13 protein-coding genes are annotated in these 15,894 nt (G+C 54.8%); 8 read left to right on the top strand and 5 right to left on the bottom strand.

The window, feature by feature from the left end; genetic code table 11:
• Positions 1-36 precede the first annotated feature (36 nt).
• The gene (locus EKM04_RS16415) at positions 37-1,038 is read right to left on the bottom strand and encodes an ABC transporter substrate-binding protein (protein WP_174152913.1); all 1,002 of its coding nucleotides are present in this window, start codon (positions 1,036-1,038) and stop codon (positions 37-39) included.
• A 349-nt stretch (positions 1,039-1,387) separates the two neighbouring features.
• Here EKM04_RS16415 and fba point away from each other — a divergent pair, with 349 nt between their 5' ends.
• On the top strand, positions 1,388-2,452 hold the full coding sequence (gene fba / locus EKM04_RS16410; protein ID WP_174152914.1) for a class II fructose-bisphosphate aldolase: 1,065 nt from the start codon (positions 1,388-1,390) through the stop codon (positions 2,450-2,452).
• Between the two features lie 145 nt (positions 2,453-2,597).
• Here the strand turns inward: fba and EKM04_RS16405 are convergent, their stop codons facing one another.
• Entirely contained in the window at positions 2,598-3,227 is a 630-nt protein-coding gene (locus EKM04_RS16405) for a MarC family protein (RefSeq protein ID WP_183897351.1), read from the bottom strand.
• A gap of 253 nt (positions 3,228-3,480) precedes the next feature.
• On the opposite strand from EKM04_RS16405, the gene gyrA reads away from it, so the two are divergent.
• Positions 3,481-6,306, top strand: a complete 2,826-nt coding sequence (gene gyrA, locus EKM04_RS16400; protein ID WP_234911018.1) for a DNA gyrase subunit A — start codon at positions 3,481-3,483, stop codon at positions 6,304-6,306.
• Positions 6,307-6,453: 147 nt separating this feature from the next.
• On the opposite strand, the gene EKM04_RS16395 is transcribed toward gyrA, so the two are convergent.
• Both EKM04_RS16395 and EKM04_RS16390 read right to left on the bottom strand, forming a co-directional pair.
• Positions 6,454-6,717, bottom strand: coding sequence for a hypothetical protein (locus EKM04_RS16395; RefSeq protein WP_174153028.1), 264 nt, complete (start codon positions 6,715-6,717; stop codon positions 6,454-6,456).
• 92 nt (positions 6,718-6,809) lie between these two features.
• Entirely contained in the window at positions 6,810-8,174 is a 1,365-nt protein-coding gene (locus EKM04_RS16390; RefSeq protein ID WP_412762993.1) for an SPOR domain-containing protein, read from the bottom strand.
• Between the two features lie 340 nt (positions 8,175-8,514).
• Between EKM04_RS16390 and EKM04_RS16385 the strand changes: the two genes are divergently transcribed.
• The 5 genes from EKM04_RS16385 (at position 8,515) to EKM04_RS23175 (ending at position 11,602) form a co-directional block, all read left to right on the top strand.
• A complete protein-coding gene (locus EKM04_RS16385; RefSeq protein ID WP_174152917.1) occupies positions 8,515-8,781 on the top strand; it encodes a hypothetical protein in 267 nt (88 codons plus the stop codon).
• 17 nt (positions 8,782-8,798) lie between these two features.
• Positions 8,799-9,050, top strand: coding sequence for a hypothetical protein (locus EKM04_RS16380; protein WP_234911019.1), 252 nt, complete (start codon positions 8,799-8,801; stop codon positions 9,048-9,050).
• 492 nt (positions 9,051-9,542) lie between these two features.
• Positions 9,543-9,908 carry a hypothetical protein gene (locus EKM04_RS16375; RefSeq protein ID WP_183897353.1) on the top strand — a complete coding sequence of 122 codons (366 nt, stop codon included), beginning with the start codon at positions 9,543-9,545 and terminating at the stop codon, positions 9,906-9,908.
• A 134-nt stretch (positions 9,909-10,042) separates the two neighbouring features.
• The gene (locus EKM04_RS16370) at positions 10,043-11,023 is read left to right on the top strand and encodes a zinc-binding dehydrogenase (protein WP_183897354.1); all 981 of its coding nucleotides are present in this window, start codon (positions 10,043-10,045) and stop codon (positions 11,021-11,023) included.
• Between the two features lie 48 nt (positions 11,024-11,071).
• Positions 11,072-11,602 carry a DUF1304 domain-containing protein gene (locus tag EKM04_RS23175; RefSeq protein WP_183897355.1) on the top strand — a complete coding sequence of 177 codons (531 nt, stop codon included), beginning with the start codon at positions 11,072-11,074 and terminating at the stop codon, positions 11,600-11,602.
• Between the two features lie 225 nt (positions 11,603-11,827).
• Here EKM04_RS23175 and EKM04_RS16360 read toward each other — a convergent pair whose 3' ends face one another.
• The gene (locus EKM04_RS16360) at positions 11,828-12,046 is read right to left on the bottom strand and encodes a helix-turn-helix transcriptional regulator (RefSeq protein WP_252094083.1); all 219 of its coding nucleotides are present in this window, start codon (positions 12,044-12,046) and stop codon (positions 11,828-11,830) included.
• A gap of 638 nt (positions 12,047-12,684) precedes the next feature.
• Between EKM04_RS16360 and EKM04_RS16355 the strand changes: the two genes are divergently transcribed.
• Positions 12,685-15,405 (top strand): KGGVGR-motif variant AAA ATPase, encoded by a 2,721-nt coding sequence (locus tag EKM04_RS16355; RefSeq protein ID WP_183897356.1) that lies wholly within the window; start codon positions 12,685-12,687, stop codon positions 15,403-15,405.
• Positions 15,406-15,894 lie beyond the last annotated feature (489 nt).

Here is a 15,894-nt window from a genome sequence, read left to right as displayed (position 1 = left end):
GTCTGCCGGACGGTGGGTCTGGCAGGAGGGAAGGTATCAAAGCGAGGCCTTGATCTTTTCTGCCGCGTCGGCAGAAACCCACTTCGTCCAGATGTCTGGGTTTTCCTTGAGGAAATGCTTGGCGCTATCTTCACCGGTTGCCTGATTGTCCGTCATCCACGCCATCAGCTTGTTGACGGTGGCGTTGCTCCACGACCGCTTGTTCAGATAGTCCATGATCTCTGGACCGGCCTTGTCGGCAAATGGTTTGGCAACCAGCGTCACGACCTTGTCGACCGGCCACGCGTTCGGCTTAGGATCGGGGCAATCGGCAACGGTGTTGCAGCGTTTCCACTCCGCAGCATCTGCTGGAACGCCGGGCTCGAGCTTCACCATATCGTATTTGCCGAGAAGTGCGGTTGGCGACCAGTAGTAGCCAACCCATGGCTGCTTGCGCTCATAGGCCTTGGCAATGGAACCATCGAGGCCAGCGGAAGAGCCGCTATCGATAAGGTTGAAGCCTGCTTTTTCGGCGCCGAATGCCTTGTAGAGCTGACCGGTCACAACGGTACCGCCCCAGCCTTGCGGACCGTTGACGATGGCGCCCTTATCCGGATTTTCGGCGTCCGGGAAAAGCTTCGGATTCTTCATGAGATCGCCGATGGTCTTGATATCAGGATGTGCTTCGGCCACGTATTTGGGAATCCACCAGCCTTGGATACCGCCATCAGGCAAGGCCGTTGCGGCAACCACCAGCTTGCCTTCGTCAACGCCACGTTTGACCACTTCCGGCAGCGTATCGGCCCAGGCTTCCGGCGCAATATCGGGTTGGCCTTTTTCAACCATGGAGGTGATCGTCGGAACCGTATCGCCGATAGTGATATCAGCGCTGCAACCATAACCTTCGTTGAGAATGATTTTGTCGATGGCGGACAGCACTTCTGCGCTCTGCCAGTTCATGCTGGCAATGGTCGGACTACCGCAGTCAGCAGCGCTGGCCGCAGCCGCACCGCCGAGCAAACCGAACACCAGACAGGTCGATGCAAGCAATGTCTTCATATCTGTTCCCTTTATTGGCGACGCTTATAAAGAGACGAACCTGCCGCTTGGGTCTGCCCCTGTCTTTGTCTTTGCAAAGTTGAGGGGATGATGGCGTGAAGCCCGGGCGTTAACCTACGCGAAATGCGACGGCCATTCGCCAAACCACGACAGGTCACGGCATTTTAATCATCGGGTAACTTTCGGTCTCACCGGCTTTCGACCTGCGTATCGTTCATTCTTTGCTGATCAATGTCAAAAAAAGCTGGATAGTTGGTATTGCCGAGGCAATAGTAGCGAATGTCCGCAAAAGGACAGGATGGTGTTGAGGGATGCCATTCTCAAAACAACTCGTTTAGGGGGAAATACCTTGGCTCGAATAACGCTCCGTCAATTGCTCGATCACGCGGCAGAAAACGGCTATGGCGTCCCTGCCTTCAACATCAACAATATGGAACAGGCGCTGGCCATCATGGACGCGGCGGATGCGACCAATTCGCCCGTTATCATGCAGGCATCTCGCGGCGCACGTGCCTACGCAAACGACATCATGCTCAAGCACATGATGGATGCGGTCGTTGAAATCTACCCGCACATACCCGTCTGCGTGCATCTGGACCACGGCAATGAGGCCGCGAGTTGCATGACCGCCATCCAGGCCGGTTTTACATCGGTCATGATGGACGGTTCGCTCAAGGCCGATGGCAAGACGCCGGGGGACTGGGATTACAATGTCGGCGTCACGCGACAGGTTACCGAGATGGCCCATTACGGCGGTATCTCCGTCGAGGGTGAACTGGGTGTTCTCGGCTCCCTGGAAAGTGGCATGGGCGAGGCGGAAGACGGCCACGGTGCCGAAGGTGTCCTCTCGCACGACCAGTTGCTGACCGACCCCGATGAAGCGGTGAAATTCGTGCGCGAAACCAGGGTGGATGCTTTGGCTGTTGCCATGGGCACCAGCCACGGCGCTTACAAATTCACGCGCAGACCGGATGGCAGCGTGCTCGCCATGAACGTCATCGAGGAAATCCACAACAAGCTGCCGAATACGCATCTCGTCATGCACGGGTCATCGACCGTGCCGCAGGATTTGCAGGATATCATCAACGCCTATGGCGGCGCGATCAAGCCAACCTGGGGCGTGCCGATCGAGGAAATCCAGCGCGGCATCAAGAATGGCGTTCGCAAGATCAATATCGACACCGACTGCCGCATGGCCATCACCGGACAAATCCGTAAGGTTCTGGCGGAAGACCCGGCGGAATTCGATCTGCGCAAGTATCTGAAGCCTGCGCGTGACGCGATGACGAAGCTTTGCAAGGAACGGTTTGAACTGTTCTGGACGGCCGGGCAGGCGTCGAAGATCACACCTGTTCCGTTGCGGGAGATGGCGAAGCGTTACGCGTCGGGTTCTCTGGATCCTGTGATTTCGTGAGTGTGCAAAAGAGTTGATTCCCCAACGGCTCATCCTCGGGCTTGCCCCGAGGATCTGCTATGGTTTGTCCTTCATGACGGTGGTGGTGTTCTGAGGCAGATCATAGAGACGCTCATGATCATGACTTAAAAGTGGGTTGGTGCCGTTACGATACGATCACGGATTTCACCCCATCCACCACGAATTGAACCGAAAGCGCTGCGAGAAGGACGCCAAGCAGGCGTGTCAGGATGGCGCGGCCGGTGTTGCCCAGGAAGCGATCCAGCCGGTCGGCAGCGAGCAGCGCGAGAAAGACGAGCAACATGCTGAAGGCAAGCAGCAAAATAAAGATCACCATGTCGACAGTGGTCTGCATGGAACCCGAGATCAGCACGGTAGCCGAGATGGCACCAGGGCCGGCGATCAGCGGAAGCGCCAGCGGGAAAACGGCGATATTCTGAATGTGATCCAGGGTGATGGCCATTTCAGACGTCTTCTCCTTGCGCTCCTGCCGCTTCTCGAAAATCATTTCGAACGATATCCAGAACAGCAACAGGCCTCCCGAGATTCGGAAAGCACCGAGAGAAATACCGAGTAGCTCCAGAATGGACGATCCGAACAGGGCAAACATGGCGAGAATGGCAAACGCGATGATCGAGCCTCTCAGCGCCACCTGGCCGCGTTGAGCCCGCGTCATGCCAACCGTCAAGGCCAGAAAGACAGGCGCCAGTCCCGGAGGATCGAGCGTCACCAGCATCGTCGTCAATGCATTGATGAGAAGTTCGGTGGTTGCCATGATGTCCCCGTCTCGTGTCCTCTAAAATCGAGGCTTCTCGGCCTGTCTCAGGATCTATTATCGAATGATGTTAGGTAAGTCTGCCGGTGTTTGAAACCCTGATTGCCCTGTTTTCATCCGGCACGCGGAGAAAACTGTGCATCGTCTTGCAAATGACGTAAAAGACTGTTCATAACGGCGCTGGAAATTGGCGCTTTAGCGCTGTTTCCGCTATAAAAATCCATCCGATTCTTAACATAGAATGTGATCCGATTTGACTGATCAGAGCCCCCCAGGCGGCGGAAAGCTTCCGCCAGGTATTGAGCCCATTTCCATCATGGAGGAAATGCAGCGGTCGTATCTCGATTACGCCATGAGCGTTATCGTCAGCCGTGCACTTCCAGATGTTCGCGACGGACTGAAACCCGTTCACCGTCGTATCCTTTACGGGATGAATGAACTCGGCCTCGACTGGAACAAGAAATACGTCAAGTCCGCCCGCGTAACCGGTGACGTGATGGGTAAATACCATCCGCATGGTGACTCGGCGATCTATGACGCCTTGGCACGTATGGCACAGGATTGGTCGTTGCGCATGCCGCTGATCGACGGTCAGGGCAATTTCGGCTCTATCGACGGCGATCCGCCGGCCGCCCAGCGCTATACCGAGTGCCGCCTCGAGAAAGTGGCGCATGCACTGCTTGACGATCTCGATAAGGAAACGGTTGATTTCCGCGACAACTATGACGGCACCATGTCGGAGCCAGTCGTGGTTCCCGCGAAATTCCCGAACCTTCTTGTCAATGGCGCAGGTGGTATTGCCGTTGGCATGGCGACCAATATTCCGCCCCACAATCTGACCGAAGTCATCAACGGCTCCATCGCCTTGATCGACAACCCCGAGATTGAGCTACCGGAAATGATGGAAATCATTCCCGGCCCGGATTTCCCCACAGGCGCGTTCATTCTGGGACGCTCGGGCATTCGCTCCGCTTACGAGACGGGCCGCGGCTCCGTCATCATGCGTGGCCGTGCAACGATCGAGCCGATGCGTGGCGACCGTGAGCAAATCATCATCACCGAAGTTCCCTTCCAGGTGAACAAGTCGTCGATGATCGAAAAGATGGCCGAACTGGTCAAAGACAGACGCGTTGAAGGCATTTCCGACCTTCGTGACGAGTCCGACCGTCAAGGCTACCGCGTGGTCGTCGAGCTGAAGCGCGATGCAAACGCTGAAGTCATTCTGAACCAGCTCTACCGCTACACACCTCTGCAGACCTCGTTCGGTTGCAACATGGTGGCGCTGAACGGTGGCAAGCCGGAGCAGATGACGTTGCTCGACATGCTCAGAGCCTTCGTGTCGTTCCGCGAAGAAGTTGTCAGCCGCCGCACCAAGTACCTGCTGCGCAAGGCGCGTGACCGCGCGCATGTGTTGGTTGGTCTGGCCATCGCTGTCGCCAACATCGATGAAGTCATCCGTGTCATCCGTCAGGCACCCGATCCAGCGACCGCTCGTGAGCAGCTGATGACGCGCCGCTGGCCAGCATCCGACGTGGAAAGCCTTATTCTTCTCATCGATGACCCACGCCATCGTATCAACGAAGATTTGACCTACAATCTGTCGGAAGAACAGGCCCGTGCGATCCTCGAGCTTCGTCTGGCCCGTCTGACGGCTCTCGGTCGCGATGAAATCAGCGACGAATTGAACAAGATCGGCGCCGAAATCAGCGAATATCTCGATATTCTTTCATCGCGCATTCGCATCCAGCAGATCGTCAAGGACGAACTTGCAGCTGTTCGCGACGAGTTCGGCACACCGCGCCGCAGTCAGATCGTCGAAGGTGGCCCCGATATGGACGATGAGGATCTCATCGCCCGCGAAGACATGGTCGTCACGGTGTCGCATCTGGGTTATATCAAGCGCGTTCCGCTGACGACCTACAAGGCGCAGCGTCGCGGCGGCAAGGGCCGCTCGGGCATGGCGACACGCGATGCCGATTTCGTCAATCGTCTGTTCGTCGCCAACACCCATACGCCAGTCCTGTTCTTCTCGTCGCGCGGTATCGTCTACAAGGAAAAGGTCTGGCGTTTGCCGATCGGTACGCCACAGTCCAAAGGCAAGGCGCTGATCAACATGCTGCCTCTGGCAGCAGGTGAGCGCATCACCACCATCATGCCATTGCCGGAAGACGAGACGACCTGGGAAACACTGGACGTGATGTTCTCGACCACACGCGGAACGGTTCGCCGTAACAAGCTGTCGGACTTCGTGCAGGTCAACCGCAACGGCAAGATTGCCATGAAGCTGGACGAGGAGGGTGACGAAATCCTCTCCGTAGAAACCTGCTCTGGCCCGGATGCACTTGGCGAATCGGCCGGTGACGATGTGTTGCTGACGACGGCGCTGGGCCAATGCATTCGCTTCCCCGTTGACGATGTTCGCGTTTTTGCTGGCCGCAATTCGGTTGGCGTTCGCGGGATCAACATGGGCGAGGGCGACCGGATCATCTCCATGACCATCGTCAGCCACGTCAATGCCGAGCCGTGGGAGCGTGCCGCTTATCTCAAGCGTGCGGCTGCTGAACGTCGGGCGCTGACTGGCGAGACGGAAGTCGAGGAAATCGCACTCGTTGGTGAGGAGGTGACCGAAGAAGGGCATCTCTCCGAAGAGCGCTATCAGTTCCTCAAGTCACAGGAGCAGTTCGTACTGACTGTTTCGGAAAAGGGATTTGGCAAGCGCTCATCGTCCTACGACTTCCGCACCTCCGGTCGCGGCGGCAAGGGCATCCGCGCAACCGATACGTCGAAGACGGCGGAAATCGGCGAACTGGTTGCAGCCTTCCCGGTTGAAGACACAGATCAGATCATGCTCGTCTCCGACGGTGGCCAGTTGATCCGTGTTCCTGTCAACGGCATTCGCTTTGCAAGCCGCGCAACAAAGGGCGTGACGATCTTCTCGACGGCAAAGGACGAAAAGGTCGTTTCCGTTGAGCGTATCAACGAGCCAGAAGGCGATGAAGAGGTTGACGCTCTCGAGGGTGAGACCGACATCACCGGCGCAGAGCCAGACGCCGGTGCTGCACCTGAAGGCGAAGCCTGATGCTTCCAAGAAAAAGCGGCGTGTGATCGTCACACGCCACTTTTATTGATGTGATATTCCAAACAAAAGGCCCTGCGAAACCGGTGTTTCGCAGGGCCTTTTCTATTCGATCTCAAAGCGCGACTGGCGCCTGTTTCGAAGATGTCGTCAGCGCAGGCGCATGTGGATTGCACCGCGGCCGGAGCGAGACGCAATGTGAAGATGGATCTTCGCTTCCGGCTGGTTGCTGCGCCAGGCTCGAGCTCCATGGGAGAGAAGAAGATTGACCAGATCGCGGGTTTTGTGTCGTGATTTGTTCAAGCCGAGATCGGCAATTCTCATCGCCGCTTCGTGGATCGGGTGCAGAACGGACAGACTTTGCTGTCTGCCTTTACCTGCTGCAAATTCCGAATAGTTTTCGTTGATCGCCATCTGGAAAGCCTCGTTACACAGTACAATTCGAGGAGTGGAGCCGGTAATCTGTATTTTCATGCTCGTCACCGGGTCCGGAAATCGTCATACGTTTACTGGAGAGAAGCCCAGCAGCTGATGCCCTTCTTTTTCAGAGCGTTACATGCATTGACCGCATCGTTCTGGCCACCGAAGCCACCGAAACGGGCGCGATACATCTGGGCGCCATCCTTGCTGAAGGCGACCGTGAAGGGCTTAGCTGAGCGCAGCAGGACACCACCCTTATCCTGTGCAACCTGAAGCAGGTTGCGCGCGGAACCTTCGTCCGGAGACGCGCCGATCTGGATCACCCAACCTTCATTTCCGGTTACAGGAGAAGCGGGCGTTGTGGAGGCCGTCACGATGTTATCAACCTTGGTCGAATTGGTAACCAAGGAGCGATCCGGCTTCATGTTGACTGGCGGAACAGCGCGTGTCGGCGACTTCGGACGCGTTACCACATCCATTGCACTGACGGCAGCGTTGGCTTGGGTCGGCGCAAAGGCAGACATCGGGGCCTCGTCAGCATACCGTGCCTGTGGAACAGGACCATCGTTCGGCAGGCCTGTTGTGGCTGTAGCGGCAACAACGGCCTGCGGCTCCTCGATCGGCGCTGAGGCCGACGCAGCAATCAGGTTGCTGCTGGCACCGCGCGATGCCTTGGGAAGATATTCGGCCACCAACTTGCGCATCGTGGCATCACGGGCGGCGCTGGAGCGTCCGCCAAGAACAACGGCAACGATAGAGCGGCCATCGAGTTGTGCGGATGTTGCCAGATTGCTACCAGCGGCACGGGTGTAGCCAGTCTTGATGCCATCTACGCCACGAACAGTACCGACGAGGCGGTTGTGATTACCGATGACCTGCTTGCCAAAGGTAAAGCTGCGCGTGCTGAAATAACCGTAATATTGCGGGAAGTGCTGACGCAGTGCGACACTGAGACGAGCCTGATCGCGGGCGGTCGTCATCTGCGCCGTATTCGGCAAGCCATTGGCGTTGCGATAGGTCGTGCGCGTCATACCAAGTGCACGCGCTTTGGCCGTCATGATACGACCGAAACGCTCTTCATTTCCACCGATATACTCGCCCAATGCAGTCGCGATATCATTGGCCGAACGCGTAACGAGTGCCAGGATGGCCTGCTCGACCGACACGGAACCACCAGCCCGCACACCGAGCTTGGAGGGGGGCTCCTTTGCAGCATTAGCCGAGACGGGAACCCGCGAATCCAACGTAATGCGCCCGGAATTCAACGCCTCAAACGTCAGATACAGGGTCATCATCTTTGTCAGCGATGCAGGATAGCGCAAGCCATCGGGGTCCTCTCCGTAGAGAACCTTGCCCGTCTTGGCATCAATGACGATACCAGCAAATTTCGGGTCAGCTTTTGCGATTTGGGTGGTAGCAGCGGTTGCTGTCGCCATCGCCATCGCAAACATGAAAACCTTCACGAAAGACGTAGCGCCTGCCGCGCGCTTTAGTGCCTCAGATAGCTTTTTCAACACTGTTAAACTCTTTAATCGCATGCCACTTTTTTCCGTCCGACACGCCCCGCCAGACTTTTCATCCGCCAACCTTAGAGTGATGGCGTTACCAAGTGGTTTATGAATGGTATCTGAAGCCGATAAAATGCAGAGAGTGATCGAAATCAGCACACAAGTTTTTGGAGGTCTGGCACGCTCGGGCTGTTGATCAGGCGCGCAAAGCGGGGATGGGCTGGCGATATGTATTGAACTGGCGAGCGTCGGTTGCTACCTGTCGCCAAACGAAGGATGGACCATGGCTTCTCGCGATCGATATTCCCGCAAACTCGAATGCTCGAAATGCGGCCATAGCGGCTTTGCCGAAGTATCGGAAAAGGATGAGAAGCAGAAAGCCAACGTGGATTTTCGCATTGATGACATGCCAGCCGGTTTTCGCACGGAGCGTCCTTCGGTCAATCCGGCCGAATACATGATACGCTGCGCTCAATGTGGCAATATCTTCCGCTTTCAGCAGAAAGTCGCCTATGCACCAGGCGGGGAACCGCGGCAGGGCGGACGTTGAGCAACAAAGGGCTGCCTATGACAACAGATCGAAATGTCGACAACAGGCCACCTCACAAAAAACCATTATGGCCATGGCTTCTGCTGCTGATCTTGACCTTGGCTGCGATTTATTCCTGGAACCGTGCGTCGGAACTGTTCGAAGAATTTTCTCGCAACATGCCGGCCGAAATCATCGAACTGTTCAGGGATTTGCTGAGAGAGCATCAGGATGATGGTCACACCGCTCCGAAGCTTGACGTTTCCGTCCCCACGCGCCCGATACGATAATGAGGCCTAGCGTTACAGACAAAAAAGCCCCGCAAAGTCGGCGGGGCAGGTTGGTCGCTTGGGGAAAAATCGGGCGAAGCCCTTAAGCGATAAGGTCTTGATAAACCAAATTCATGATAGCTTGGTAGTGCAATGGACGCGCATTCAGTACGCCTGAGAGACAAAATGCGTGACAGGAGCAGCTTTCATCCAAGCGCGAGGAATAGCATCATAAAAAAAGCCCCACCAAAAGGCGGGGCCAAAGTTTGCCTGATTGGCTTTCAGGACTTGGGAGCTCCTCGCGTAGAGGAAGCGGATCAGCGATAGCCACATATATGCCTGCGCGAAAGGTCAGTGTGGTGGCTTACGGTACGCCCGCGCGTAAACACCAGGTGAACATTCATGAACGATTTGCGCACATCGCATTCAGGACTTGTTCATCAGTCCCATGTCAATTTGCCGTCGTTCTGAGATGCGAGCCTGTGTAGGTTCGTCTCAATTGGAGACACCCCCATGAAGAAATTTCTTCTCACCACACTTGCAGCAGTGATCGCCAGTGGCGCTGTCTTGACGAGTGTGCAGCCTGCGTCTGCTCAATATTATGATGGTCCTTACCGCTACGATCGTCGCGGACCGCCACCACCACCATATCGCGACCCGCCGCGCAGACATCGCGACCACGATAATGGCAGGATCATTGCCGGTGGCATCGCCGCTGGCGTCCTGGGTGGTCTCATCGGCGGCGCTCTGGCAAGAGACAATGGTCCCCGCTACGTAGAACCGCCACCACCGCCACCACGGTGCTGGTTCGAAGATCGTCAGGTCCGCAATGCCTATGATGGCGGCTGGCACATGGAGAGCATGCGCGTCTGCCAGTAACGCATGACACAAAGATAGATCCAGAAGCCGGCCACAGGGCCGGCTTTCGTGTTTGTACGTTTCACGACGCTTCATAGCATTGCCGCATTGTTTCGAGACGCTCTGGTCATCAACAACATGACAAAGGGCGAGCCATGCGCAGCGCAACACACGATATTTTCGGCGAACCGCAGGATGTGCTTCAGTCGACAGAAGCTCCGATTCCTGAGCCCGGCAAAGGACAGCTGCGAATCCGCACTCTGTTATCGCCGATCCACAATCATGATCTTTGGACAGTACGTGGCAATTATGGATACAAACCGGCATTGCCGGGAGCCATCGGCGGCAGCGAGGCAGTTGGCATTGTTGATGCGTTGGGCGAGGGCACCGACCCATCTCTCAAAGGCAAACGTGTCACGGCAGCCGGTGTGCACGGCGCATGGGCCGAATATTTTCTGTCTCCGGCTGCGGGCGTCGTTCCGGTCCCGGATGAGATTTCGGACGAGGCAGCAGCCCAACTGATCGCAATGCCCTTCAGCGCCATGACATTGCTGGAGTTCTTAGGTGTAAAGACGGGTGATTGGATCATTCAGAACACGGCAAACGGTGCGGTGGGCAAGGCGGTTGCAATGCTGGCGCAGGCACGCGGCATCCATGTCGTGAATCTGGTTCGTCGCCCTGGAGGTGTCGAGGAGCTTGCCCAACTGGGCATCGCCAACGGTATCTCGACAGCCGACGACCACTGGAAAGACCATGTTCGAAAACTCACGGCAGGCAAGCCGATCCGCGCTGGCGTCGATTCGATTGGCGGCGGTGCCAGCAACGATATAGCAGAGCTCCTCGGCGATGAGGCGCTTCTTGTGTCATTCGGGTCGATGACGGGAGAGGACATGCAAATCTCCTCTGGCGCGGTCATTTTCAAACAGCTGACGATTAAGGGTTTCTGGGGCAGCACTGTCATCGCCAGGACGCCTGCTGATGAACGTCGTCGTCTGATTGGCGAGTTGATCCAGCACGTTGTCAAAGGAACGATCCGCCTTCCGGTCGAGGCGATCTTTGATCTGGGAGATATTTCCGCCGCGGTGAAAGCGTCGCTGGCGCCAGGCAAAGCCGGAAAAGTCCTGCTGAAACCATAGACAACACTGCGTTCAAACGATTTTCGTCCTTCATGCAGCAGACGGGTGATGTGGAGGACGAAAATTGATTGCCGATGTTGTGATCGGGCTGATTGCCCTGTCGCATTGCGACATTCTACCACAGCGCTGGCTGTAAATCAGGGTCTCTATAATGGCTTTCTCGCGGCAGGTCTCATCTTTGGCCTGATGCCGGGACAAGGCGACAGAACAATCGCGACGTTTTTCCTCATGTGGGTTTTCGTCCCCGGCCTTTTCGGCGCGGCCACGGCGCACAGAAAAATTCTGTTTATTCAGGCGCTTCCTGCGGGTATCGTGCCTACAGCCGTTTTGGCACTTATCTTATTATTTGGCAGCAGCCGCATGCAGACGCGCGATGATGTAGTCATAGCTTTCCATTACGTGGACGCGATCATTTCCACTGCGAAGCACCAGGGTGCCTTGCGCCAGCGGCGATATCTGCAAGACGTGGTCAAAATTGATGGCAAATTTCTGGTTGTTGTTAACCGCTGTCACTTCAATCCACATCACAAAGCCCCTGAAGAATCGCTCTTTGATGCCCTTATAAAGCCAGGGAGGTAGGTCTCAAGCATTTTTGCGGTTCAGCGAGAAGGATGGTCTTGTGACCGGGAAATGTTTTTTGCGCTTTCAGATCCCAGTATCCGCACCGAACGGGGACAGACGGAAAACGCCAAACAATCGTATGGCAGATGGGGTGTCTGTCACATTGGGGTGCTGAAAGGCCTGTTTTGCAGGCCTTGCATTCCTTGCATTCTCCGCAGGTACCCGTATTCATACCCGCAAATTTCATCCGGCTTTTTTAAACGGTTCGCCGCTCTGACGGCTCTCCTGCCAAGCCTTCACATCTGCAACACGCCACCGCACACAGTTTTCTCCGAGTCGAACTGGCTTCGGAACCTTGCCGTCGGCGATCCACCGGTAGAGTGTGGATGTCGCGACTTTGATATTAGTCGTAACTTCTTTGAGGGTCAGGTAGCTATCGAGTGAAACAAGGTTTGATGGCACGTCGGACAATTGGTTCTCCAATGCAAATGGATTGAGGGCCAAAAGGCCCGAGAACTGTCCGCGTGGGAGAACATGCGACAGTATAGGTATGGGTGTCAATGGTTGAGGAAAATGAATCTTTCTTTGTCACACTCTTGCAGTTTAAGAGGTAGTCAATTTAAAGTTGTCGCTTCTGGTTGAATGCGGAGGATTCTTGAGATGACAGGTGACTTCGGGGAATGACATTTGGTAGATCCTAACCCACTTACTCTTTGGCGACGTTCTCAGGAACTTCGGCTCTCCGCAACTCGCGAAGCGCATCATGACATGGACGCGGCGTCACTAATTTTATTTTACGCCGTAGAATGCGCGCTGAAATCGCTCTATATGCTTCGAAACAATCTTAAAACCACAGACGAAGTGAGAGCAGGCGGCAAGTCTGCGCGTGGTCACAAGCACAATCTTGACGGGCTTATCGCCGACCTCAGGATCCCCCAATCTAGCATCAAGGTTCGTCCCAAAATTGTCCTTACTCGTACACGTTTTGAGGGACAGACCCCGATACTGCATGAGGCGTGGAGGTATGGAGAGAAGGTCGATAATACCGCGGCGCAATTTGATTGGCTGATGTCGATAGTTGAATGGTGTAGGAATAACCGATGAACAATGAGCAATTGCCTTTAACTTGGATCGATGTCGCACGGCGTCTTGCTGCAATTGAGCTCGCTGACAATCCATTGCCTTCGCAAATCATCACTGCAAGGGCAGGTTGGTTTGGCCTGCTGCTAGAGCATACCGGATCTCTTGGCACTGAAGAGGTAGAAATAGCCTTAGATGAACTTTTCCCCTCCCGGGTCAAGTCTGATCCCCTACGAATTGAACTTGAGGGCGGGTCGGATCTTCACGTCCATCTGGAGCCTGTTGACGGCGAGTCTGGCACTAAACCTCCTTTCGGAGTGGTTGATGGCATAATCGATTTCCGAACCCCCGCTGCGGTCAGCTCAAGTAGAAAAGTTCCAATCGCTGCGGCACTCAGTGTTAAAGGTGGTACCGGGCGCACTACAACCGCCGTTGCCTTTGCGCTCCACTGGGCGGCGGCCGAGGGTAAGCCGGTCCTACTAGTCGATGCAGACTTAGAAGCCCCAGGCATAAGCTACCTTTTCGAGTCGTTCGTAGGACAAGCCAAGATAGCTCTCGAGGACCTGATTGCTTTGGCACATAGTGAGGAAAAAGTCGGGGCACCTGAGACTGTCAATCTTGTATCGGAGCGTCTAAAAGATCATGCCGTCCCGGGGAATCTCTTCATCCTTCCGCTCAGAAGAAACATAGTGGAACTCGCTAGTTCGTCTATTCGAGCAGAACATCTATCGACACCCGAAAGGCCGTTTGCTCTCGCTGATTTGCTGGCGGATGTCGCCGAGAAAATCGGTGCGGTCGGCGTTGTGGTCGATGTGCGCGCTGGATTGGTGCCTTTAGGTGTCAACCTCGCAATGGATCCTGATGTTTCACCGATTATTGTGACAAGCCTAGCCGAGCAGTCAATTAGAGCCACGGCTGGGTTTGTTTCATTTCTATCTAGAGAGTTTCGGAGGGCCCAGATCTCACCTAGACGCCCTTTGATTGTTGTTAATAGAGTTCCGTCACTTTTTAAGCAGACCGGAATGGATAAGAAGCTGATCGAGCCGCTGACCGATCAATTGATCGAAACCTTTGTTCAAGATGATGAAACAGAGTTAACAGCTTCGGACGACTATTTCACGAGTGAGGTGGCAGTAGCGCCATATGTTCAGGTTGAGGTCCCTGAGTTACCCGATATGCAGATACCAATGGGTGGGTGGCGTGAATTTGTAGCGCAACTCGAAGTCAGCGGCTTCATGAGAGCTTTGGCTAGTGGCAGTGATGAGTTCCTGTCATCTGAGCTTTCGGTTGTGCAGACCAACTCGCAGGTTCAGACAAATGAGGTTACCATCACAAGCCAGCGGCGCGACTTGGCGAAATTTGCCAATCAGCTAATCGCTGCTGAAAATCTCACTGGAGCGGTGCCTAAACCTCTCGTAACTCAACCGTTGTCGGAACTTGCGTCTAGGTTCAAGTCTGAGGTTCCGATCGCTGTGATTGAGGGTGCGAAAGGAACAGGAAAAACACTCGCAGCGCGTTATATTGTTTCGAAACAAGACTGGAGAACGGTGGTTAACGATCTGGTAGGCACGGACTCAATTTCTGCGCAAGTAGTGCCCGTGACAATGTCGGTACAGTCCAGCAACAGCTTACAAAGCGAGGTGGATGATGCAAGAAGTCGTGTGTCAGTCGCACTCGGTTTAACCGCGCCGATGTCTATATATGAGACGACTACGTTTTTGAAAGATAAACTCCAAGAGAACTTATCGGAAAGCCAGTGGGTAGCAATCTTGCTGGACCTGATTGCTTGGAGCATTGGTCTGAAGCCTAGGGTGCGAGGTGCAGGCGAAAGCCTTCTCCAAGAGCTTAGAGCGAATGGCAAATCGGTTATTGCTGTCTTTGAGGGATTGGAAGAGCTCTATAAGTCTGTCTCGGATCCGGGTGTCGAAGTCGCCATGCGTTCCGCACTCATATCACTTCCGCAAAAGTTAAGATCCGAGCTGCGACGCCCTCTCGGACTGTTAATGTTTGTTAGAAGAGATACCGTTGAAGCTGCCGTTACACAAAACCTTGATCAATTTAGCAGAGAGTATCAGCAATTCGCATTCAGATGGACAGAGGATGATGTGCTGGAGCTTGCAGCTTGGCTCGCGACTCAATCTGGCGCTCTCCCTGGTCTCTGGAATCCAACTTTTCAGGCAATGACCACAAATGAGCGCGCTAAGGCTCTGCACCGTCTTTGGGGTGCAAAATTAGGTCCAGATGACAGGCCAGGAAAGCGCACGAGAGAGGCCTATACGTCCACTTGGATTATTGCAGTCCTCTCAGACCTGCGTGGACGGCTCGTCCCGCGTGACCTTGTAAGGCTTTTGGCTAACGCTGCTGCTGAAGAACCAGAAGCTGAAGATTTGGACCTCTATGGAAATAGACTGCTCGTTCCGAGAGCGCTACGGGCCGCGGTGGATCCAACTAGCGGTGCCAAGGTCTCCGAAACCGTAGAAGAGATTGTTGAGCTAAAGCCGGCGTTCGAAAAATTCAAATCTCAAACCGATGAGCTTTCTGTACCGCTCACTGATGAGGCAATCACTAGTCTAGATCTTAGCGCGGCGGAAGTATCTTCACTGAGGCGTCACGGTATTATTTTTGGAGAAAAAGCGCCTTATCAGGTACCAGAGCTGTTTCGAAGAGGTCTAGGGCTCCGTCACTCAGGGGCGCGCCGAAGTGTGGTCGCATTGTACAACCGAGCCAGAAAGCTGCCTTAATATTCAAACGCTTGTGAGGTGTATGTGCTGCAGATGCGGCAGTTATCTTAGTTGGAGGGAACGCCGCTGTTCCGGCTATCGCAGAGATAAATGCGGCACTCTCAATCTCTCGCGCATGGTGGTTTGATCAGCAATCCGACCATAGAGTGTTCGATAGGTGAGTAGCGATGTTCCGATGCGAATTAATAAGGCTATTGCAACACCTCCATATCGCGCTAATCCATCATCTTGATGCTGCTAATTGGGAGGACGTTTTACATGCGTGACAATAGCAAAGGGGCGGGGTCTTCCAGGACTTGTTTTGTTGTCGGTCCAATCGGCGCCTCAAATACGCAAAATCGAATTCATGCGGACTGGCTTCTCGATGGCATCATCGTTCCAACGTTTGAGGGAAATTTCCCCGACTTCAAAGGTAAGCGGCAAGCTGAGACCGTTCAGCGCGTGTAATTCCACGGCATGAGTGCATCGAGATCGCTGCTGGGCCAACCA

The organism is Rhizobium skierniewicense Ch11 (genome assembly GCF_023757665.1).
GTDB lineage: Bacteria > Pseudomonadota > Alphaproteobacteria > Rhizobiales > Rhizobiaceae > Agrobacterium > Agrobacterium skierniewicense.
Note: the sequence above shows the minus strand (reverse complement) of the source record. Positions and strands in the feature narration are given on the sequence as shown.

Coding starts and splice junctions, on each gene's coding strand:
- EKM04_RS16415 (WP_174152913.1), bottom strand. CDS start 1,038: ATGAAGACATTGCTTGCATCGACCTGTCTGGTGTTCGGTTTGCTCGGC.
- EKM04_RS16405 (WP_183897351.1), bottom strand. CDS start 3,227: ATGGCAACCACCGAACTTCTCATCAATGCATTGACGACGATGCTGGTG.
- EKM04_RS16395 (WP_174153028.1), bottom strand. CDS start 6,717: ATGGCGATCAACGAAAACTATTCGGAATTTGCAGCAGGTAAAGGCAGA.
- EKM04_RS16390 (WP_412762993.1), bottom strand. CDS start 8,174: ATGTTTGCGATGGCGATGGCGACAGCAACCGCTGCTACCACCCAAATC.
- EKM04_RS16385 (WP_174152917.1), top strand. CDS start 8,515: ATGGCTTCTCGCGATCGATATTCCCGCAAACTCGAATGCTCGAAATGC.
- EKM04_RS16380 (WP_234911019.1), top strand. CDS start 8,799: ATGACAACAGATCGAAATGTCGACAACAGGCCACCTCACAAAAAACCA.
- EKM04_RS16375 (WP_183897353.1), top strand. CDS start 9,543: ATGAAGAAATTTCTTCTCACCACACTTGCAGCAGTGATCGCCAGTGGC.
- EKM04_RS16370 (WP_183897354.1), top strand. CDS start 10,043: ATGCGCAGCGCAACACACGATATTTTCGGCGAACCGCAGGATGTGCTT.
- EKM04_RS23175 (WP_183897355.1), top strand. CDS start 11,072: ATGTGGAGGACGAAAATTGATTGCCGATGTTGTGATCGGGCTGATTGC.
- EKM04_RS16355 (WP_183897356.1), top strand. CDS start 12,685: ATGAACAATGAGCAATTGCCTTTAACTTGGATCGATGTCGCACGGCGT.